This window comes from Janthinobacterium sp. CG3 (assembly GCF_000344615.1).
Lineage (GTDB): Bacteria > Pseudomonadota > Gammaproteobacteria > Burkholderiales > Burkholderiaceae_D > Janthinobacterium.
Map to the genome: position 1 here is coordinate 5418999 of NZ_KB467824.1, position 20811 is coordinate 5439809.

15 protein-coding genes and 1 pseudogene are annotated in these 20811 nt (G+C 67.6%); 14 read left to right on the top strand and 2 right to left on the bottom strand.

Annotated features, from left to right (window positions below; all coding sequences use genetic code 11):
- The first annotated feature begins 91 nt into the window (after nucleotides 1-91).
- The 4 genes and pseudogenes from JANGC3_RS29995 to JANGC3_RS30000 all read left to right on the top strand — a co-directional run.
- Nucleotides 92-1114: an extracellular catalytic domain type 1 short-chain-length polyhydroxyalkanoate depolymerase gene (locus JANGC3_RS29995; RefSeq protein ID WP_198292051.1), complete on the top strand. Its 1023-nt coding sequence runs from the start codon at nucleotides 92-94 to the stop codon at nucleotides 1112-1114.
- Nucleotides 1115-1328: 214 nt separating this feature from the next.
- Complete coding sequence (locus JANGC3_RS0124085) at nucleotides 1329-2150, top strand: Crp/Fnr family transcriptional regulator (RefSeq protein ID WP_017879054.1); 822 nt, start codon at nucleotides 1329-1331, stop codon at nucleotides 2148-2150.
- 147 nt (nucleotides 2151-2297) lie between these two features.
- Complete coding sequence (locus JANGC3_RS0124090; RefSeq protein ID WP_026133443.1) at nucleotides 2298-3596, top strand: NRAMP family divalent metal transporter; 1299 nt, start codon at nucleotides 2298-2300, stop codon at nucleotides 3594-3596.
- Between the two features lie 53 nt (nucleotides 3597-3649).
- A pseudogene (locus JANGC3_RS30000) lies at nucleotides 3650-4687 on the top strand (ATP-binding cassette domain-containing protein); the annotation flags it as partial.
- Between the two features lie 49 nt (nucleotides 4688-4736).
- On the opposite strand, the gene JANGC3_RS0124100 reads toward JANGC3_RS30000, so the two are convergent.
- Together JANGC3_RS0124100 and JANGC3_RS0124105 are read right to left on the bottom strand one after the other, a co-directional pair.
- Nucleotides 4737-5195: a hemerythrin domain-containing protein gene (locus JANGC3_RS0124100; RefSeq protein ID WP_017879057.1), complete on the bottom strand. Its 459-nt coding sequence runs from the start codon at nucleotides 5193-5195 to the stop codon at nucleotides 4737-4739.
- Nucleotides 5196-5287: 92 nt separating this feature from the next.
- Nucleotides 5288-5752: an Lrp/AsnC family transcriptional regulator gene (locus JANGC3_RS0124105; RefSeq protein ID WP_017879058.1), complete on the bottom strand. Its 465-nt coding sequence runs from the start codon at nucleotides 5750-5752 to the stop codon at nucleotides 5288-5290.
- A gap of 136 nt (nucleotides 5753-5888) precedes the next feature.
- Here JANGC3_RS0124105 and JANGC3_RS0124110 point away from each other — a divergent pair, with 136 nt between their 5' ends.
- From JANGC3_RS0124110 to JANGC3_RS0124155, 10 genes are all read left to right on the top strand, one after another.
- Nucleotides 5889-9431, top strand: coding sequence for an indolepyruvate ferredoxin oxidoreductase family protein (locus tag JANGC3_RS0124110; RefSeq protein WP_017879059.1), 3543 nt, complete (start codon nucleotides 5889-5891; stop codon nucleotides 9429-9431).
- Nucleotides 9432-9742: 311 nt separating this feature from the next.
- Nucleotides 9743-11692, top strand: a complete 1950-nt coding sequence (nosZ, locus tag JANGC3_RS0124115) for a TAT-dependent nitrous-oxide reductase (RefSeq protein ID WP_017879060.1) — start codon at nucleotides 9743-9745, stop codon at nucleotides 11690-11692.
- Between the two features lie 115 nt (nucleotides 11693-11807).
- A complete protein-coding gene (locus tag JANGC3_RS0124120) occupies nucleotides 11808-14009 on the top strand; it encodes a 4Fe-4S binding protein (protein ID WP_198292096.1) in 2202 nt (733 codons plus the stop codon).
- 14 nt (nucleotides 14010-14023) lie between these two features.
- Nucleotides 14024-15286 carry a nitrous oxide reductase family maturation protein NosD gene (locus tag JANGC3_RS32150; protein WP_026133445.1) on the top strand — a complete coding sequence of 421 codons (1263 nt, stop codon included), beginning with the start codon at nucleotides 14024-14026 and terminating at the stop codon, nucleotides 15284-15286.
- Nucleotides 15273-16223: an ABC transporter ATP-binding protein gene (locus JANGC3_RS0124130; protein ID WP_017879063.1), complete on the top strand. Its 951-nt coding sequence runs from the start codon at nucleotides 15273-15275 to the stop codon at nucleotides 16221-16223. Before JANGC3_RS32150 ends, JANGC3_RS0124130 begins: the two co-directional genes overlap by 14 nt.
- Nucleotides 16207-17031: an ABC transporter permease gene (locus JANGC3_RS0124135; protein ID WP_017879064.1), complete on the top strand. Its 825-nt coding sequence runs from the start codon at nucleotides 16207-16209 to the stop codon at nucleotides 17029-17031. The genes JANGC3_RS0124130 and JANGC3_RS0124135 overlap by 17 nt, the downstream gene beginning before the upstream one ends.
- The gene (locus JANGC3_RS0124140; protein ID WP_017879065.1) at nucleotides 17028-17567 is read left to right on the top strand and encodes a nitrous oxide reductase accessory protein NosL; all 540 of its coding nucleotides are present in this window, start codon (nucleotides 17028-17030) and stop codon (nucleotides 17565-17567) included. The genes JANGC3_RS0124135 and JANGC3_RS0124140 overlap by 4 nt, the downstream gene beginning before the upstream one ends.
- Nucleotides 17568-17674: 107 nt before the next feature.
- Complete coding sequence (locus tag JANGC3_RS0124145; RefSeq protein WP_017879066.1) at nucleotides 17675-18091, top strand: c-type cytochrome; 417 nt, start codon at nucleotides 17675-17677, stop codon at nucleotides 18089-18091.
- Nucleotides 18092-18106: 15 nt separating this feature from the next.
- A complete protein-coding gene (locus tag JANGC3_RS0124150) occupies nucleotides 18107-19129 on the top strand; it encodes an FAD:protein FMN transferase (protein WP_017879067.1) in 1023 nt (340 codons plus the stop codon).
- 237 nt (nucleotides 19130-19366) lie between these two features.
- Nucleotides 19367-20809 (top strand): alpha/beta fold hydrolase, encoded by a 1443-nt coding sequence (locus tag JANGC3_RS0124155; protein WP_026133447.1) that lies wholly within the window; start codon nucleotides 19367-19369, stop codon nucleotides 20807-20809.
- Nucleotides 20810-20811: the final 2 nt, after the last annotated feature.

Here is a 20811-nt window from a genome sequence, read left to right on the forward strand (position 1 = left end):
CTTCCGGGCGCCGCGCGCGGCGGCCACACTGGCCTTTCAAGCCATGTTGGCCGGCGATCCCGCCGGCCGGTTCTTTTCGGAAGGAAGCGTGATGATGGATTCCTGGGGCGCCATGTGGCCCAACCTTGTGCTGCCGTGGCAGGCGCCGGATGCTATCGGTAAATTGTTTTTCGACTTCGCCTACCCGGCCGCCTACCCCGTCGCGCCGCCGCGGCGCCAGCCCGGCGGCGCCTTCGTGGCGCGGCGCTACGCCAACGACGCCGGCGCGCGCGACTACAAACTCTATATTCCCTCCGCCTACACCGGGCAGCCGCTGCCGCTGCTGGTCATGCTGCACGGTTGCAGCCAGAGCGCCGACGAGTTCGCCACCGAGACGCGCATGAATCTGCTGGCGGAGGCGCGCCAATGCTTCGTCGCCTATCCCGAGCAGTCGTCGTCGGCGAATTGCGCCAAATGCTGGAACTGGTTCAACCAGCGCGACCAGCAACGCGGCCAGGGCGAGCCGTCCATCATCGCCGGCATCGCGCGCGAAGTCATCGCCGACTACGGCGTCGACACCGCGCGCGTGTTCATCGCCGGCCTGTCGGCCGGCGGCGCCATGGCCGTCGTCCTGGGTCGCACCTATCCGGACGTGTTCAAGGCCGTCGGCAGCCATTCGGGCTTGCCGTACGGCGCCGCCAACGACGCCGGCTCGGCCATGGATGTGATGCGCAACGGCGCCGCCGCATGGGCGCCCGGCGCCGTTGCGCCGCCGCCGCGGCCCATGCGCACCATCGTGTTCCATGGCGACGGCGACACCACGGTCCACCCCAGCCACGGCGCCGGCATCATTCGCCAGTCGCTGATGGCGGCTCAGACCGAGCCCGACGCCGCGCAGCCGTGGCGGCCGCTGGTGCGCCAGCGCGTCGGCGCGGGGCGCGACTATACCCACAACGTGCACTGCGACGGCAGCGGCGAAATGATCGCCGAGGAGTGGATTGTGCATGGCGCCGGCCACGCCTGGTGCGGCGGCCACGGCGGCCCCGGACCGGACGCCGCCAGCGAAATGCTGCGTTTCTTTTTACCGGTGGAGGCATCCCAGCCGCGGCCGGCCGGCCATGGCGCGCCGGGCTAGGCGGATGGCGCGACAAGCTTGTTTTTTCCTCAATGCGGGTATTTTTGTAGGATAAAGATGATATTTTGCAATGTCCCCAGCCTACATTTGCGCGTCGGAATGTCCCACGCCCATATGTGCGCTGCAGGACTAAAGTAGTACTCATCAGCAGCGCAGGGCGCTAATGTGATCCACACGGCATATTCCGAAGGATCGATCTGACGACGAGGCCGCTATGCAAAACCTTCAGACCAACGCTGCCACCCAAGCAGCCAGTGCCAACAACCAGAGCGCCGCCCGCGGCGCCTTCGGCCCGGCGGTACTTTCCGCCGCCGTCAGCGTGACCGGCGCGCAGCAGAACGAACTGCTCAGGGCGCTCGACCGGGCCGACCTGGAACGCCTGTTTGCCCACCTTGAACTGGTCGTCCTGCCGGCCGGTAAAAAACTCTTCGACTGTGGCGACAAGATCGATTACAGCTATTTCCCGACCAACGCCATCGTCTCGCTGATGTATGTGATGGAAGACGGCGCCAGCACTGAAATCGCCGTCGTCGGGCGCGAGGGCGTGGTCGGCGTGGCGCTGTTCGAGGCCGAGCGCGCCACCTGCAGCGCGGTGGTGCAAATCGCCGGCTACGGCTACCGCTTGCACACCTCGTTCCTGCGCGAAGTGTTCTACGAGGGCGGCGCGCTGGCCCAATTGTTGATGCGCTATAACAGCGCGCTGTTTGCGCAACTGGCCCAGAACGTCGTCGGCGGACGCCATTGCACGATCGAGCAAAAGCTGTGCCGCTGGCTGCTCGACCGCCTGGACCGTTCGCTGTCTCCCGACATCAAAGTGACCCAGGACAGCATGGCCAATATGCTCGGTGTGCGCCGCGAAAGCATTACCGCCACCGCCTGCAAGCTGCAGGACGAGGGCTTGATCGAATACAGCCGCGGCAAGGTGACGGTGCTCGACCGCGAAGGCCTGGAGCTGTCCGCCGGGACCTGCTACCGCGCCGCCAAAGCCGGCTACGAGCAGATGCAGGCGCAGATCCACACGCCGATGCACAACTAGGGTACCGGCTTGGGTTGCGGCGAGGCGGAGCGTGGCGCGTTAGCGTGCGCGCGTGCCGCGCGGTGACTACGGCGTGGGCAGCGAAACATGCCCTTACTACATAACGACGCCTCAACGAACGGGCAATCGAGGAAATGAAGGGACGCCATGCAGGCATCGGCAACGGGCAAGGTCGCGGAAAAACAGGCTTCGCAAACTTGGCTGGGGAGATTGGGCCCTGGCCTGATCGCCGGCGCCGCCGACGACGATCCGAGCGGCATCGCCACATATTCGCAGGCCGGCGCGCAATTCGGTTTCGGCTTGCTGTGGACGATCTTGTTCACCTATCCCTTAATGGTTGGCATACAAATCGTCAGCGCGAAAATCGGCTGCGTCAGCGGGCACGGCCTGGCCACCAACATCCGCCGCCACTACCCCGCGTGGCTGCTCCATGCGATCGTCGGGCTGCTGCTGGTCGCCAATACCATTAACATCGCGGCCGACGTCGCCGCGATGGGGCAGGCGCTGGCGCTGCTGGTTCCCGGTCCGGCCCATCTGTTCGCCCTCGGCTTCGGTCTTGTGTCCATACTGCTGCAGCTATGCGTGCCCTACGGCCGCTATGTGCGCATCCTGAAATGGCTGACCCTGGCGCTACTGGCCTATTTCGCCGCCGCGATGGCGCTGAACATACCCTGGGCCGACGTGGCGCGCAGTACGCTGCTGCCGCAACTGCAATGGGACCGCGCCTACGTCACCACGGTCGTGGCCTTGTTCGGCACCACCATCAGTCCCTATCTGTTTTTTTGGCAAGCCTCGCAGGAGGTGGAAGACCTGAACGCCGACCCGCGCGCCCGGGCGTTGAGAAAAGCGCCCGAACTGGCCCCTGCCAATTTCCAACGCATCAAGGTCGACACCTTTGCCGGCATGGCCTTCTCCAACCTGGTGGCTTTCTTCATCATGCTCACCAGCGCATTGGCCTTGCATGCCCACGGCCTCACCGACATCGGCTCGGCGGCCGACGCGGCCAACGCGCTGCGCCCGGTCGCCGGCGAATTCGCCTTCGTCCTGTTCAGCGTCGGCATCATCGGCACCGGCCTTCTGGCGGTGCCGGTGCTCGCCGGCTCGGCCGCCTACGCCGTCGCGGGCGCGTTCAAATGGAAAAACAGTCTGGCGTTGCGGCCATCCGTGGCGAAGGAGTTCTACGGCATCGTCGTACTGTCGACCCTGATCGGCGTGGCGCTGTGTTTCACCAAGATCGATCCGTTCCAGGCCTTGTACTGGAGCGCGGTGATCAACGGCGTGATCTCGGTGCCGATCATGGCGGTGATGATGCTGATGGCCGCGCGCGCCGACGTCATGGGCCGGCTGACCATCTCGCGCCGTTTGGCCGTGCTGGGCTGGCTATGCACCGGCGTCATGGCCGCCGCTGTGGCGACGATGGCCTACGTGTCGCTGGCGGGCGCTTGATGCGCGGCGCCGGGCGCAAAACGGTCGCGCTCGCGGCGCCCGCCGGCGCCGACGGCATGGTACGGGTGCGCGGCGCCCGCGAACACAACCTGCGCGGCGTCGACGCCGCCTTTCCCCTGGGCGCGCTGTGCGGCGTCACCGGCGTGTCCGGTTCCGGCAAGTCGAGCCTGGTGAGCCAGGCGCTGGCCGGCCTGGTGGCTGCGCGGCTGGGCCAGCCGGCGCCAGCCGCCGAGGGCGAGGCCGAAGCCGACGGCGCCGCGCCGTTGGCGCCGGCGGCGCCTCTGGAGGGGCACATCAGCGAGGGCATGGCGACGCTGCGCCGGCTGGTGCAGGTCGACCAAAAGCCGATCGGCCGCACGCCGCGCTCCAACCTGGCCACCTACACCGGCTTGTTCGACCACGTGCGCAAGCTGTTCGCCGCGACGCAAGCGGCGCGCGCGCGCCATTACGACGCCGGGCGTTTTTCATTCAACGTCGCCAAAGGGCGCTGCCAGGTCTGCGCCGGCGAGGGCTTCGTCATGGTCGAACTGCTGTTCCTGCCGAGCGTGTACGCGCCGTGCGCCGCCTGCCGCGGCGCGCGCTACAACGACGCCACGCTGGCGGTCCGTTACCGCGACCTGAACATCGCCGAGGTGCTGGCGCTGACGGTCGACGCCGCCCGGGATTTTTTCGCCGACGAGGCGCCGCTGCGCCACGCGCTGGAGGTGTTGCGCGAGGTCGGCCTGGGCTATCTGCGCCTGGGCCAGCCAGCCACCGAACTGTCCGGCGGCGAAGCGCAACGCATCAAGCTGGCCACCGAATTGCAGCGCGCCAGCCGCGGCGACACGCTGTACGTGCTCGACGAGCCGAGCAACGGCCTGCACCCGGCCGACGTCGACCGGTTGATGGCGCAATTGGGGCGGCTGGTCGAGGCCGGCAACACCGTGGTCGTGGTCGAGCACAATATGCGCGTGGTGGCGGAATGCGATTGGGTCATCGACATCGGTCCCGGCGCCGGCGAGGACGGCGGCCGCGTGGTCGCGGCGGGCACGCCGGCGCTGGTGGCGGCGTCGAAGCGTAGCCGCACGGCGGCGTATCTGGCGCGGCAGTTGTAACAGCCCGCGGCGCGGCGCCGGCGCGGCCAACCGCGCGCGGCGGCGCTTACGCGACGGCCGCCTCCAACTGCTGCTTGAACGCGGCCATTTCCTCGCCCAGCGCGCCCAGGTCCACCTTGCTGTCTCGCACTTTCGGAAACATCTCGCCTTCCTCCTCGCCGACGTGGTGCTCGATCTGCTCGGACAGCACCTTGACTTTGGCGTCGTATAGCGCGTCGCCCGGATCCATGTCCATGATCTGGGCGATCAGGTCTTTGGCGCTGGCGTGCTCGACCAACGCCTCGTCCATCAAGTCGCCGTCCTTGATCGGTTTGCGCACCGCCGGATAGAACACTTCTTCTTCCAGCTGGGCATGGATGGTCAATTCGCGGCAGATCTGGTCGGCGATCTTTTTTTTGCTCACTGTTGAGCGGTCGCTCAAGGCGTCGAATTGGGCGAACAAGGATGTCACTTTCTTGTGGTCGTCGACCAGCATGGCGATGGCGTCGTGCGGCGTGGTTTTCATGGCGGCTCCTGGTTGGGTGAGCCTGCATCTTGCCGGCGCCTTCGGCGGCGGTATGTACGCTATCAAACAGATGAGTGCGCTTGGGGGCGCCGCTACAGCGGCAACGCCGTTTCGTACTTCACCTCGCGCATCGTCACGCTGGTGTTGACCTGGGCCACGCCGTGCAGTTTGAACAGCACGTCGTGCAGAAAGTTTTGGTACGCGTCCATGTCCGGCACCACCACCTTCACCATATAGTCGGAGCCGGTGGTTTCGTAGCATTCGACGACCTCGCTGCGGGCCTGCATCGCGCTCTCGAACGCCGCCACCACCTCGGCCGAGTGGCGGTTCAGCGACACGTTCGCCAGGCAGCACACCATCAGCCCGACCTTGCGCCGGTCGACGATGGCGGCGTAGCGCTTGATGTAGCCGTTGTCCTCCAATTCCTTTTGCCGGCGCCAGCACGGCGTGGCCGACAGACCGACCTTTTCGGCCAGCTCGGCGGTCGAGATACGGCTGTTTTTCTGCAACTCCGCGAGTATTTTGAGGGATGCCGCATCGAGGGGATGGTTTTTCATGTTTAGCCTGTAAACGAGTATGCTTATCCGAAATCTATCAGAAAGCCGGTGAGATAGGAATATTTATCCGCGTCCCCAGCACTATCATTTCTCTACTTAATAATGCCCACAGGGCGCTCTCGCAAAGGGTAGAAAAATGCAATCGAACGGAGACAAGTTGGACGTGGCGGTGGCGCTGGCGGACCCGGATTACCGCCTCAGCGACAACCTCAAGCGCGAAAGCGGGCGGGTGTTCCTGACCGGCACCCAGGCGCTGGTGCGCTTGCTGGTGATGCAAAAAAAGCTGGACGCGGCGAGCGGCCTGAACAGCGCCGGTTTCGTCAGCGGCTACCGCGGCTCGCCGCTGGGCGCGGTCGACCAGGAGATGTGGCGCGCCAAGAAGCTGTTGCAAGAGCACGGCGTCGAATTCCTGCCGGCCATCAATGAAGACCTGGGCGCGACCGCCGTGCTCGGCTCGCAGCAGGTTGAAAGCGACCCGACCCGCAAGGTCGACGGCGTCTTCGCCATGTGGTACGGCAAGGGGCCGGGCGTGGACCGCTCCGGCGACGCCCTCAAGCACGGCAACGCCTACGGCTCCTCGAAGCACGGCGGCGTGCTGGTGGTGCTGGGCGACGACCACGGTTGCGTGTCCTCGTCGATGCCGCACCAGAGCGAACAGGCGCTGATCGCCTGGAGCATGCCGGTCATCAACCCGTCGAACATCCAGGAATACCTCGAATTCGGCCTGTACGGCTGGGCGCTGTCGCGCTATTCCGGCAACTGGGTCGGCTTCAAGGCCATTTCCGAAACCGTCGAGGGCGGCGCCGTCGTCGACCTGCCGGGCATGCCGCAATACCGCCTGCCGGACGACTACGTGTTCCCGGCCGACGGCCTGGACTACCGCTGGCCCGACCTGCCGAGCCTGAAGATCGAGCAGCGCGTCGCCGAAAAACTCAACGCCGTGCAGGCCTTCGCGCGCGCCAATTCAATCGACCGCCTGGTGGCGCGGGCGCCCGGCGCCACGCTGGGCATCGTCAGCGCCGGCAAGGCCTACCTCGACTTGCTGGAAGCCTTGCAGCGCATGGGCCTGGACGTCGAGCGCCTGAACCAGTTCGGCATCCGCCTGTACAAGCCGGGGCTGACCTGGCCGCTGGAGCCGAACCGCCTGGCCGCCTTCGCCGACGGCCTGCGCGAGATTTTGGTGGTCGAGGAAAAGGACCCGATCATCGAACAACAGTTGAAAAACCTGTTCTACAACCTGCCGCAGGAAAACCGCCCGCAGGTGCTGGGCAAGGCCGACACGCGCAACGCGCCGCTGCTGGCGGCGATCGGCGAATTGCGGCCCTCGCGCATCGCCCCGGCGCTGGTGCGCTGGCTGGCGCCGCACCTGCCCGAGCTGCATTTGCAGCGCTATCTGCCGGACTTTTGCGCCGCCGACCTGCGCGCCGACCCGTCCGGCGCGGTGCGCACGCCGTACTTCTGCTCCGGCTGTCCGCACAACACCTCGACCAAGGTGCCCGAGGGCAGCACCGCGCTGGCCGGCATCGGCTGCCACTTCATGGCCACCTGGATGGAGCGCGACACCAACAACCTGACGCAAATGGGCGGCGAGGGCGTGACCTGGGTCGCGGCCTCGCGCTTCGTCGGCAAGAAGCACGTGTTCCAGAACCTCGGCGACGGCACCTATTTCCACTCCGGCTTCCTGGCGGTGCGCCAGGCCATCGCCGCGCGCACCAACATTACCTACAAAATCCTCTACAACGACGCCGTCGCCATGACCGGCGGCCAGCCGGTCGACGGCACCCTGTCGGTGCCGCAAATCGTCCAGCAGGTGCTGACCGAGGGCGCGTTGAAGGTGGTGGTGGTCACCGACGACACCGGCAACTACGACGGCGTCACGCTGCCGGCCGGCGTCACCCTGCACGAGCGCGCCGAACTCGACCTGGTGCAGCGCCAGTTGCGCGACATCGAGGGCGTCACCGTGCTGGTGTACGACCAGACCTGCGCCGCCGAGAAGCGGCGCCGGCGCAAGAAAAACACCGCCACCCACACCGAGTTCCCGGACCCGGCGCGGCGCATGGTGATCAACCCCGAAGTGTGCGAAGGCTGCGGCGACTGCGGCGTGCAGTCGAACTGCCTGTCGATCCTGCCGCTGGAAACCGAACTGGGCCGCAAGCGGCAGATCGAACAAGCCTCGTGCAACAAGGACTATTCCTGCGTCGAGGGCTTTTGCCCGAGCTTCGTCTCGGTACTGGGCGGGCAGATGAAAAAACCGGCCGCCGCCAAGCTCGAGCTGGCCGAGCTGGAGCGCGCGGTCGCGGCCTACGCCGCGCCGCCGCCGGCCGCCTTCCACAAGCCGTTTGAAATCCTGGTGGCCGGCGTCGGCGGCACCGGCGTCGTCACCATCGGCGCGCTGGTGACGATGGCCGCGCACCTGGAGGGCAAGGGCGCCTCGACGCTGGACTTCATGGGCTTCGCGCAAAAGGGCGGCGCGGTGATGTCGCATGTGCGCATCGCCGCCTCGCCGGCGGCGCTGAACCAGGTGCGCATCGACCTGCAACAGGCCGACGCCATCCTGGCCTGCGACCTGGTGGTCGCGTCGATGCCGGACGCGCTGGCGGTGATGCGCCACGGGCATACCCGGGTCGTCGCCAACGAGCGCGAAATCCCCACCGCCGCCTTCACCCGCAACCCGGACGCCAGCAACGACATGGCCGGCTTGTTCGCCCAGCTGCGGCGGGCCGTCGGCGCCGCCCAGGTCGACGCGCTCGACGCCCAGGACACCGCCACGCGCCTGCTGGGCGAGCCGATCGCCGCCAACATGCTGATGCTGGGCTACGCCTGGCAGCGCGGGCTGGTGCCGGTCGGCCTGCCGGCGCTGCTGCGGGCGATCGAGTTGAACAACGTCGCCGTCGAGATGAACAAGAAGGCTTTCACGCTGGGCCGCCTGGCCGCCGCCGACGCCGCCGGCGCCGCGCTGGAACGGCTGACGCCGGGCCGCGCCAAGGTGATCCAATTCACCGCGCCGGCCTCGCTGGAACAGACCGTGGCCTCGCGCGCCGCGCGCCTGGAGCAATACCAGGACCGCCGCTACGCGCAGCGCTACCTGGACGCGGTGGCGCGCGTCGAACAGAAGGAGCGCGCGCTCGACGGCGAAGAGTCGAAGACGCCGCTGGCGAAGGCGGCGGCGCGCTACCTGTTCAAGGTGATGGCCTACAAGGACGAGTTCGAGGTGGCGCGCCTGCACGCGGCGCCGGCCTTCCGCGAGCAGCTCGACGCCGCGTTCGGCGGCGACTTCAAGCTGGAGTTCCACCTGGCGCCGCCGCTGCTGGCGCGCAAAAAGCCGGGTTCGGAGGTGCCGCGCAAGATCCGCGTCGGCGCCTGGGTGCTGCCGCTGTTGCGCGCGCTGGCGCCGCTGAAGGTGTTGCGCGGCACGCCGCTCGACGTCTTCGGTTACAGCGCCGAGCGGCGCCGCGAGCGCGCGCTGCGCGACGGCTACTTCGCCCTGGTCGACGAAATCTGCGCCACGCTGTGCGGCGACAACCGCGCCGTCCTGCTGAAACTGGCGCAACTGCCGGAGCAGGTGCGCGGCTACGGCCACGTCAAGCTGGCGCACCTGGCCAAGGTCGACGCCGAGGCGCTGCGCCTGCGCGCCGAACTGGCGACATTGGCGGCGGCGCCGTCGCGCCAGGCCGCTTGAACCATGGCCGCGCCCGCCATCTTGGCGGGCGCGGCGGCGCCCAAAACCCACCAAGGGAAAAGAGCCGGTGTCGGACCCCGAGGGGCCGACTCCGGGGTCGGGTTGCGCCCTTGGTTTTATTTGTTTTATCGCCGCCCGTTAGTTCTTCCAGTCTACCCCCGCGCCGCCGCCGCTAGTTCTTCCGGCCGCCACCCTAGCCATTTTGATTCTCCCAAACGGTCCCCTCTGGCCAATGGTGCGTGCTTGCTCCCAGGCATAAGCTTTGTCTGCTGTGAACGCCCCCATTTTTGATGCCGATTGGAGAACTACCGATGGATGCCGTGCCCAAAAAACCGAACGCCGACGACGCTGTGCCGCAGCAACCGAACCGCCGCAATTTCCTCGGCAAGAGCGCCTTGCTGGGCCTGACCGGCGCCGGGCTGACGCTGGGCCTGGCCGGCTGCAAGGACGAGGACGCGCCCGCCAAGGCCGCCGGTGGACCCGCCGCGGCGGCCGCTTCGCCGCAGGCGCTCGGCCACGAGGTCGCGCCGGGCCAGCTCGACGACTATTACCATTTCTCCAGCGGCGGCCACTCCGGCGAGGCGCGCATCATGGGCGTGCCCTCCGGGCGCACGCTGCGCCGCATCCCGGTGTTCAACATCGACCCGATGGTCGGCTGGGGCATCACCAACGAGTCGAAGGCGATCATGGGCACCAAGGCCGATGGCAGCCTGAAGTACACCACCGGCGACACCCACCATGTCCACGGCAGTTACAAGGACGGCAGCTACGACGGCCGCTGGCTGTTCATCAACGACAAGATCCATTCGCGCATCGCGCGCATCCGCATGGACACGATGGAGTGCGACAAGATCACCGAGTTGCCGAACGTGATGGGCTTCCACGGCATTTTCCCCGACAAGTGCGATCCGCTCGACGCCAAGATCAATTACACCACGCGCGTGTTCTGCGGTTCCGAGTTCCACATCCCGCTGCCAAACGACGGCCGCGACCTGGACGACCCGAGCAAGTGGGGCTGTCTGTTTAGCTGCGTCGACGCCGCCACGATGGAGGTGCGCTGGCAGGTGCGGGTGGACGGCAATATGGATCTGGTCGCCACCTCGTACGACGGCAAACTGGCCGCGTCGAACCAGTACAACGTCGAGGGCGCGGCCGACTTGGCCGGCATGATGGCCGCCGAGCGCGACGCCTGCGTGTTCTTCGACGTCGCCCGGGTCGAGCGGATGGTCAAGGACGGCAAGTTCAGCACCATCGGCACCTCGAAGGTGCCGGTGGTCGACGGCCGCAAGGCCGCCAACGCCGACCCGAAAACCGCGGTCACCTGCTATGTGCCGGTCGGCAAGAATCCGCACGGCGTCAACGCCTCGCCGGACGGCAAGTATTTCGTCTGCGCCGGCAAGCTGTCGCCGACCGCCACCGTGATCGAGCTGGCGCTGGTGCAGAAATGGTTCGCCGGCGAACTCAAGGACGAGCGCGCCGCCGTCGTGGCCGAGCCGGAAATCGGCCTCGGTCCGCTGCACACCGGTTTCGACGGCAAGGGCAACGCCTATACCTCGCTGTTCCTCGACAGCCAGGTCGTCAAGTGGAACGTCGCCGCCGCCATCGCCCACTTCAAGGGCGACAAGAAGGCCAAGGTCGTAATCGACCGGATGGACGTGCATTACCAGCCCGGCCACGGTTATTCGTCGATGGGCGAAACCAAGGAGGCGGACGGCAAGTACTTCAACTCGGGCAACAAGTTCTCCAAGGACCGCTTCCTGCCGGTCGGCCCGCTGCACGCCGAGACCGAGCAGCTGATCAACATCAGCGGCGAGAAGATGGTGATGATCGCCGACCACACCGCGTATCCGGAGCCGCACGACGGCATCATCGTGCGCCGCGACGTCGTCAAGACGCGCCAGATCTACAACATGGACGACTTCCCGAACGCGGTCAAGACGCCGGCCGATTCGCGCATCGAACGCAAGGGCAACAAGGTGTTCGTCTACATGATGTCGCAGGCGCCGTCGTTCAGCATGCCGGTGATCAAGGTGAAGAAGGGCGACGAGGTGACCATCACCCTGACCAACCACGACAAGGTGGAAGACTTGACGCACGGCTGCGCGATTCCGACCTTCAACGTCAACTTCATCGTCAACCCGCAGGAAACCAAGTCGGTCACGTTCAAGGCCGACCACGCCGGCGCCTTCTGGGTGTATTGCACCCACTTCTGCCACGCGCTGCATTTGGAAATGCGCAGCCGCCTGCTGGTCGAGGGCTGATGGTGTATCGCCGCGGGGGTCTGACCCCGGCTTGTTGCCGGTGGTTTTTTTTTGACGTTCGCGGCGCCTTCACGGTGTTCCCCATATGACTTCTATCGCCGACCTATCGCGCCGCCTGCCGCAGCTGTTTCGCGCGGCGCCGCTGCTGCTGCTGGCCTTCGCGCTGTTCGCGCCGCCCGCCGGCGCCACCGTGTACGACGCCGAGCTGTCCGCGCAATTGCTGCGCGGCGAGGACCTGTGCGCCGCCGCGCCCTGCCGCGACGTGATGCCGGCCGCCCGGCAATTCTCCAAGCGCAAGGGGGCGCCGACCTATGTCGACGCCTTCGCCGTCGAAAACGGCAAGCCGCGCCTGGTCGGCTATGTGTTCCTGTCGACCGACGTGGTCGACATTCCCGCCTATTCCGGCAAGCCGGTGGTGACTTTGATCGGCATGGACACCGGCGGCGTCATCACCGGCGTGCGCGTGCTCAAGCATTCCGAACCGATCCTGCTGGCCGGCATACCCGAGTCGGCGCTGCTGAAGTTCATCGCCCAGTATGTCGGCAAGCGCGCCGACGCCAAGCTGGTGATCGGCCGCGGCCAGGACGAGCAGGGCGCCGTCGGCCTGGACGCCATCAGCGGCGCCACCGTCACCGTGATCGCCGAAAACCAGGTTATTTCGCGCAGCGCCTACGAGATCGGCCGCCAGGTCGGTATCATTAAGAGCACGCCGCGGCCGCCGGCCCGCTTTACCGCCGTCAAGGGCGCGTTGGACTGGGCCGCGATGCTCAAGGAGGGCAGCGTGCAGCGCCTGCTCATTTCGGCCGACGAGGCCGGCGCGGCCGACCGTTCGCGCCCGTATATGGATGCGTATTTCGGCTACCTGAACGCGCCGGCGCTGGGCGCCAGCCTGCTCGGCGAGCACGGCTACGCGCGCCTGATGGCCGATTTGAAGCCAGACGAGCACGCGATCTTCATCGTCGCCAACGGCCAGGAGTCGTTCAAGGGTTCGGGCTTCGTGCGCGGCGGCATCTACGACCGCGTGCAGGTGCGCCAGGACCCCGTGACGTTCACCTTCCGCGACACCGACTACCTGAATCTGTACCATCTGCAGCCGGCCGACGTGCCGGGTTTCAAGGAGTCGGCGATTTTCATCGTCCGCTCGGCCAACTTCAATCCGGCCTGGCCGTGGCAGTTGACGGTGCTGGCCAACAAGGCCGACCAGCAAAGCGGCGGCAAGACCTTCGTCCATTTCGACCGGGAATTCTGGCTGCCGGCGCGCTATCTGGAGGGTGGCCGGCCGCACGTGGAGCGGCCGCGGCCGGCGTGGAAGGCGATCTGGAGCGCGCGCAAGGTCGAGATCGGGCTGTTCGCGCTGCTGCTGGCGTTCACCGCCGTGTGGTATGCCCGCCGCGACGCGCTGGTGCGCCGTTCCACCCGTAAAAGCAAGCCGTGGATCAGCGTGCCGCGGCATGTGCTGTGGCTCGCCAGCGTCGGCTTCCTCGGCTTTTACCTGAAGGCGCAGCCCAGCATCACCCAGGTGATGACGTGGTTCCATTCGCTGATCAACCAGTGGAAATGGGAGCTGTTCCTGTCGGACCCGTTCATCTTCGTTTTCTGGTGGTTCATCATCATCACCGTGCTGGTGTGGGGCCGCGGGGTGTTCTGCGGCTGGTTGTGCCCGTTCGGTTCGCTGCAGCAGCTGGCGCTGAGCGCCGGCAAACGGCTGGGCTTGAAGCGCTTCCAGAAGCTGCTGCCCAAGCCGCTGCACGACAAGCTGCGCTGGCTCAAGTACGGTATCTTCCTGGGCCTGCTCGGGGTGTCGTTCTTTTCAATGGAAACGGCCGAGAAGCTGGCCGAGATCGAGCCGTTCAAGACCACTTTCCTGGTCGGCGTGTGGAACCGCACCTGGCCGTTCTGGCTGTTTATCGGCGCCATCCTGGGCTGGTCCTTCTTCAGCGAGCGGCCGTACTGCAAGTACCTTTGCCCGCTCGGCGCCGGCTTGGCGATTCCGGGCAAGTTCCGCCTGTTCGGCCTCAAGCGCAAGGCCGAGTGCCAGAGCTGCCACGCCTGCGCCGCCGGCTGCGGTTCGCACGCCATCGACGCCGCCGGCAAGATCGACCAGATGGAGTGCATGGCCTGCCTCGATTGCATGGTGATGTATTACGACGACCACGCCTGCCCGCCGCTGGTGAAGGAGCGCAAGGTGCGCGAGAAGGCCGGCCAGCCGCTGACGGCGATCAACGCCGGCGGCTATTTCATCCCGCTCGAACGGGTCCGTGGCGCGCTGTCGGACAAGGTCGCCGCGCTGGCCGCCAAGCCGGCGCCGGAGGAGTAATCGTGCCCTCGACCGTGCGCCTTTGCCGTGTTCTCGCCGCCGTGCTGGCCTTGTGGCTTGGCGCCGGCGCCGGCGCCGGCGCCGCCGTCCTGTTGGTCAAGCCCGGCGGGTCGATCGCCGCGGCCATCGCGGCGGCGCGGCCGGGCGACACGGTGCGGGTGGCGCGCGGCGTCTACGCCGGGCATTTGTTGATCGACAAGGCGCTGACGCTGGAGGGGCTGGAGCGGCCCACCATCAGCGGGCGGGGCAGCGGCGACGTGATCCGCGTGCGCGCGGCCGACGTCAGCATCCGCGGCTTCGTCATCCGCGACAGCGGCAGCGACCTGGGCGCGCAGAACGCCGGCGTGTATGTCGAGCCGGGTTCGGACCGCGCGCTGGTGCGCGACTGCGCGCTGGTCTACAACCTGTTCGGCGTGTGGCTGGAAAACCTGAAGGACGCCCGGGTGGTCGGCAACACCATCACCGGCAAGCGCGACCTGTTGTCGGCGGCGCGCGGCAACGGCATCCAGGTGTTCAACACCAGCGGCGCGCAAATCCTCGACAACAACATCAGTTTCACGCGCGACGGCATTTATGTCGACCTGTCGAAGCACGCTCTGTTCCGCGGCAACAAGATCCACCATCTGCGCTACGGCACCCACTATATGAACACCGACCATAGCGTGTGGGAATACAACGAGTCGTATCTGAACCGCGGCGGGCTGGCGCTGATGGAGGTGCGCAATCTGACGGTGCGCCACAACGTCGCCTGGGGCAATAGCGACCACGGCATCATGCTGCGCACCATCCAGGATTCGCTGATCGAGCACAACGTGGTGTCGGGCAACGGCCGCGGCTTTTTCATCTACGACGCCGAGTACAACGTGGTGCGGCGCAACCTGGTCATCGACAACCGCGTCGGCGTGCACCTGACGGCCGGCTCCGCCAACAACCAGGTCGACGGCAACGACTTCATCGGCAACCGCGAGCAGATCAAGTACGTCGCCGCGCGCGACGTCGAGTGGGGCCGCGAGCAGGGCAATTACTGGGGCAATTACAGCGGCTGGGACCAGGACGGCGACGGCCGCGGCGACGTCGCCTACGAGGCCAACGACGTGGTCGACCGGCTGCATTGGCAATACCCGCTGGTGAAGCTGCTGCTGAGCAGCCCGTCGGTGCAGAGCCTGCGCTTCGTGGCGCGCCAGTTTCCGCTGCTGCGCGCGCCCAGCATCGTCGACAAGCACCCGCGCATGCAACCTTTATATACGGATTGGAAACGCTGGAATGAGAAACGCTGAGAATACGAACAAGCCCGCCGCGGTCGAGGTGGCCGGCGTGAGCAAGTGGTATGGCGAAGTCCATGCCCTCGACGACGTCAGTCTGGCGGTGGCGCCGGGCGAGATGTTCGGTCTGATCGGCCCGAACGGCGCCGGCAAGAGCACGCTGTTCAAGCTGATGCTGGGGCTGGCCGAGCCAAGCGCCGGCGCGGTGCGGGTGCACGGCGTGCCGACAGGCGGCGCCGACGCCAGGGCGGTGCGGCGGCGCATCGGCTATCTGCCGGAAAGCTTCGTCACCTACGACAACTTGAGCGGGCTGGAGGTATTGCAGCTGTTCGCCGACCTCAAACGGGTGCCGCGCTCGACTTGCGCGGCGCTACTGGCGCGCGTCGGCCTGGACCAGGCGGGCGGGCGCCGCGTGCGCGGCTATTCGAAGGGCATGCGCCAGCGCCTCGGCTTCGCCCAGGCGCTGCTGGGCCAGCCCGACCTGATCTTCCTCGACGAGCCGACCAACGGCCTGGACCCGCAGGGCATCCACGATTTCTACCAGATCCTGCGCCAGGTGCAAGGCGAGGGGGCCACCATTATCATCACCTCGCATATTTTGGCCGAGATCCAGGAACGGGTCGACCGCCTGCTGATGTTGCGGAACGGCCGCGTCGCGGCGCAGGGTACGCTGGCGCAATTGCGCGCGCGGCAGGTGCTGCCCTCGCATATCGAGTTGACGCTGGCGCCCGGCCACGAGGCCGCGCTGCGCGTTGCGCTGGCGCCGCTGGACGGGCTGCGGATCAGCGTGGCCGGAAGCGCCGCGCGGGTGGCCTGCCTGCCGGCGCAAAAGGTCGAGGTGCTGCGCCGCCTGCTGGCGCCGGACTGCGGCGCGCGCGACGTCGTCGTCCACGAGCCGTCGCTGGAAGACTTGTTCCTCGGTTACGGGGGGCGCCATGTTCAGCCGCGTTGACTGGTCGCAGGTCGGCGTCATCGCCGCCAAGGAGTGGCGCGAGCGCATCCGCAACTGGTGGGTGCTGGCGGTGGCGCTGATCTTCGCGCTGTTCGCGCTGGCGATCGCCTGGTTCGGCGGCGCCCAGCAGGGCGCGGTCGGCTTCCAGGGCATCGAGGTGACGGTCGCCAGCCTGGTCAGCCTGGTTATTTATCTGGTGCCGCTGATCGCCGTGATCCTCGGGTACGACGCCGTGGTCGGCGAGCGCGAGCGCGGTTCGCTGGAATTGCTGCTGTCGATGCCGATCACCCGCTTTGAGATTTTGCTGGGCAAATACCTGGGCTTGTCGGCCGCGCTGGCCGGCGCCACGGCGGCCGGCTTCGGCGCCGGCCTGCTGCCGCTGGCCAAGCACATCGCCAGCCGCGAGTTGTACCACTACGCCGGCTTCGTCGGCTCGGCCATTCTGATGGGGATGGCCTTCCTGAGCCTGTCGCTGTGGGTCTCGGTGATCGCCCGCGACCGCATGCGCGCCAGCGGCATGGCGATCGCGCTGTGGTTCTTTTTCGTGCTGATTTTCGATTTGCTGCTGATGGGCTTGCTTGTGCTGAGCAAGGGCAATCTCGGCAGCGCCGTGTTCGCCGGCCTGCTGATGCTGAACCCGGCCGACGTGTTCCGCCTGCTGAACATGTTCAGCTCGCGGCAGGTGCAAACCATGTACGGCCTGGCCACGGTGATGCCGGACGGCCTGACCGATCCCGCGGTCCTGACCGGCATCATGCTGGCCTGGGTCGCCGGCCCCTTTTTCATCGCTCACTGGAGATTCAAGTGATATCGCCCCGCAACCCAATTGGCCGCTTCAAGCGCGGCACCCGCGCCGCGCTGGCCTCGCTGGCGCTGCTGGCCGCCTGCGGCCAGGCCGTGCCGAAGGCGCTGGCCGAGGAACCGGGCGCCGCCACCGCCTGCGTGCTCGACGGCATGCTGCTGAAGGACTTCGCCGGCCCCAAGGCGCAGATCCATTACGCCGAGGGCAAACCGGAGTTCTTTTGCGACTTGATGGAGCTGTTCACGGCGCTGGGCGCGCCCGAGCGGCTGCGCAGCGCCACCGGGGTGTTCGTGCAGGACATGGGCAAGACCGACTGGGAGCATCCGAGCGGTCATTGGATCGACGCCAAGAGCGCCATTTACGTCGCCGGCAGCGCCAAAACGGGCTCGATGGGGCCAACCTTCGGCGCGTTTTCCAGCGAACACGAGGCCCAGGCGTTCGTGCGGAAGGAGGGGGGCAAGATCCTGCGTTTCGAGCAGATTAGCACCGATATGGCCAGCCTGGACGGCGGCGTCGTGCATGACACGACGATGTCGCGCTGACGGCGCCGGCGCGTATTTCACACCAAGGGCGTGACCCTGGGGTCGGATCCCGAGGGTCTGCCCCCGGCCGCTTCAACGATAATTTTTACATTAAAGGCAATAACATCATGAACACCTATACCTTCTCCGCACTTCTTATCGCGGCGGCGCTGGCCGGCTGCGGCGACAAGGCTCCGGCCACCGCCAGCGCTTCGGCCAGCGCGCCGGCGCGCCCCCACGAAGCGGCGCCGGCCGCCGCACCGGCGGCGGCGCCGGCGCCGGCCGCCAGCGCCGCCGTCCTGGCCAAGGGCGAAAAAATTTACGGCGCCAATTGCCTGTCCTGCCACGGCGCCGGGGTGCTGGGCGCGCCCAAGTTCGGCGACGTGGCGGCGTGGCAGCCGCGCACCGCCAAGGGCATGGAAACGCTGTACAACAGCGCCCTCAACGGCTTCAAGATGATGCCCCCGCGCGGCGGCAACGCCGTGCTGAAGGACGATGAAATGAAGGCGGCGGTCGACTATATGGTCAGCGCCGCGCACGGGTGACACGGCGGAACCACCATGTTGATCACTTCCCTGCGCAAGACGTGCGTCTTGCTGGCTTGCGCTAGCTTCGCGGCCGGCGCCGCCGAACCGGCCATCCAGCGCATCCCCGGCCATGTGTTCGGCACCGCGGTCGAGGTGACGATCTACGGCGAGACCGAGGAGCGCGCCGGGCAACTCGGCGCGGCCGTGCTCAAGGAGTTCGACCGGCTGCACCACAAATTCCACGCCTGGCAGCCCAGCGCGCTGACGGCGCTGAACGACGCCATCGCGCGCGGCGACAGCTACCAGGGCGACGCCGAGATGGTCGACCTGCTGCAATCGGCCGGCCGGCTGGCGGCGCGCTCCGACAATCTGTTCAACCCGGCCATTGGCGGCCTGATCCGGCTGTGGGGTTTCCAGAGCAGCGACATTGGCGTCAGCGCGCCGTCCGCCGCGGCGATCCGCCGCTGGGTCGACGCCAAGCCGCGCATGAGCGACCTGCGCTACGACGGCAACCGCATTTCCAGCCGCAACCGGGCGGTGATGCTCGACCTGGGCGGCTACGCCAAGGGCTACGCGCTGGACCGCGCCGCCGCGCTGTTGCGCGCGCAGCATGTGCGGGCGGCGCTGGTCAACATTGGCGGCAACGTGTTGGCGATCGGCCAGCCGGGCCGGCGACCGTGGCGGGTCGGCGTGCGCGACCCGCGCGGCGCCGGCGCCGTGGCCCGGCTGGAGCTGCGCGACAACGAGGCGATCGGTACCAGCGGCGACTACCAGCGCTATTTCATGAACGACGGCAAGCGCCATCCGCACATCATCGACCCGCGCAGCGGCGACACCGTCGACCTGGTGGCCTCGGTCACCATCATCGCCGCCGGCGGCGCCCACCCCGGCATCGATTCGGACGGGCCGTCCAAGCCGCTGTTCATCGCCGGGCCGAAGCGCTGGCGGAGCCTGGCGCGGCGGCTCGGCCTGACCCATGTGCTGCTGATCGACGCCACCGGCGCGGTGGCGATGACGCCGGCGATGCGCGCCAGAATGGTGGGCGCGCCGCCTTAAGCCAGCCGCGGCGGATTGGACGCGCCGGGCGGACGTATTGGGGATAGAATCAAGGCGACGCCGAGCAACTTTATGTTCCGATAGGCCGGCGGGCTTGGCCTCGGTTTGCGCTAGCGCATGGGTGGCACGTCGCTCTCGTGCAGTAATCGAGGCAGGCCAGCCGAAGATAGCCGCGGGAAAAGATTGACTGCGGAAATAGTGCTCAATACTATCTCGGCGCATCCACCAGGAGTCGTCGTGACATATCGTCTTAATTTGCCCGCCATACTGCTGGCGCTGGCCTGCGCCGTTCCGTTGGCGCAGGCCGTGCCGGCCGCCCAGAAGGGTCGCAGCTGCCACCTGCCCGGTTCGGAGGAGGCGCTGCGCTGCGTCAGCGTCGCCGTGCCGATCGACTACGCGCGCCCGGGCGCCGGCACGATCGCCTTGCACGTGACGCTGGCGCCGGCGTTGCGCGACCCGGCCAGCGCCGACCCGCTGTTCGTGCTGGCCGGCGGCCCGGGCGAGGCCGGCTCGGACGTGCTGCCGCTGCTGACCGCGACCTTCCGCAAGACCCGCGCCACGCGCGACATCGTTTTCATCGACCAGCGCGGCAGCGGCCGCTCCGGCAAGCTCGAATGCGACAGCCCGGACGACGACGACGAGGCCCTCGGCGACGCCGCGGCCGAGCGGGCGGCGCTGGCCTGCCTGCGCGCGCTCAAGCAACCGCTGGCGGCCTACACCACGGCGGCCGCCGCGCGCGACCTGGAGCGGGTGCGCCTGGCGCTGGGTTACGCCAAGGTCAACCTGTGGGGCGGCTCCTACGGCACCCGGCTGGGCCAGGTCTACGCGCGCGCCTTTCCCGCCAGCGTGCGCGCCTTGATCCTCGACGGCGTGGCCGCGCCGGAGCAAGTGATCCCGGCGGGCGGGCGCGACAGCCAGGCCGCGCTGGACGGGCTGTTCAAGCGCTGCGCCGCCAACCCCGGTTGCGCGGCGGCCTATCCGAACCTGCGCGCCGAGTTCGCCGGCCTGCTCGAACGGGTCGGCCGCGGCGCCATCGAACTCGACCTCACCAACCCGCGCACGGCCGAACCGCTGCGCGTGACGATGAGCAGCCGGCGCTTCCTCGGCACCGTCCACGGCATCCTCTATTCGCCGCTCGACAGCGGCCGCCTGCCGTTCCTGATCCACGGCGCCCACCAGGGCCGCTGGCAACCCTTCGTCGCCCGCAGCAACGTCGCCAACGACTTCTCGACCGACGCCGGGCCGGGTCTGGGCCTGTACCTGGCGGTCACCTGCGCCGAGGACTTCCCGCGCCTGACGCCGCAACTGCTGGCCGACGACACCCGCGGCTCGTTCATGAACGCCGCCGAGATCCTGCGCCTGTCCAGCCTGTGCCAGGCGATCCGCGTGCCGGCGCAACCCTATGTGGCGCCAACGCGCATCGCCGCGCCGGTGCTGATGCTGTCGGGCGCGCTCGACCCGGTGACGCCGCCGCACCGCGCCGAGGCCGCCGGACGCCATATGCGCGATGTCCAGCATTTCGTGGTCGCCAACGCCGGCCACGGCGTGTCGCAACTGGGCTGCGCGCCGCGCCTGCTGCGCGCCTTCCTCGACCAACCCGGCCGGCCGCTGGCCGCCGAGTGCCTCGGCGAGATCCCGGCGCCGCCGTTCCTGCTGCGCAGCGCCGGACCGCAACCTTGAGA

Excerpts from the sequence above, each read along its gene's own strand:
- JANGC3_RS29995 (WP_198292051.1), top strand. The coding sequence starts at position 92 with ATGATGGATTCCTGGGGCGCCATGTGGCCCAACCTTGTGCTGCCGTGG.
- JANGC3_RS0124085 (WP_017879054.1), top strand. The coding sequence starts at position 1,329 with ATGCAAAACCTTCAGACCAACGCTGCCACCCAAGCAGCCAGTGCCAAC.
- JANGC3_RS0124090 (WP_026133443.1), top strand. The coding sequence starts at position 2,298 with ATGCAGGCATCGGCAACGGGCAAGGTCGCGGAAAAACAGGCTTCGCAA.
- JANGC3_RS0124100 (WP_017879057.1), bottom strand. The coding sequence starts at position 5,195 with ATGAAAACCACGCCGCACGACGCCATCGCCATGCTGGTCGACGACCAC.
- JANGC3_RS0124105 (WP_017879058.1), bottom strand. The coding sequence starts at position 5,752 with ATGAAAAACCATCCCCTCGATGCGGCATCCCTCAAAATACTCGCGGAG.
- JANGC3_RS0124110 (WP_017879059.1), top strand. The coding sequence starts at position 5,889 with ATGCAATCGAACGGAGACAAGTTGGACGTGGCGGTGGCGCTGGCGGAC.
- nosZ (WP_017879060.1), top strand. The coding sequence starts at position 9,743 with ATGGATGCCGTGCCCAAAAAACCGAACGCCGACGACGCTGTGCCGCAG.
- JANGC3_RS0124130 (WP_017879063.1), top strand. The coding sequence starts at position 15,273 with ATGAGAAACGCTGAGAATACGAACAAGCCCGCCGCGGTCGAGGTGGCC.
- JANGC3_RS0124135 (WP_017879064.1), top strand. The coding sequence starts at position 16,207 with ATGTTCAGCCGCGTTGACTGGTCGCAGGTCGGCGTCATCGCCGCCAAG.
- JANGC3_RS0124145 (WP_017879066.1), top strand. The coding sequence starts at position 17,675 with ATGAACACCTATACCTTCTCCGCACTTCTTATCGCGGCGGCGCTGGCC.
- JANGC3_RS0124150 (WP_017879067.1), top strand. The coding sequence starts at position 18,107 with ATGTTGATCACTTCCCTGCGCAAGACGTGCGTCTTGCTGGCTTGCGCT.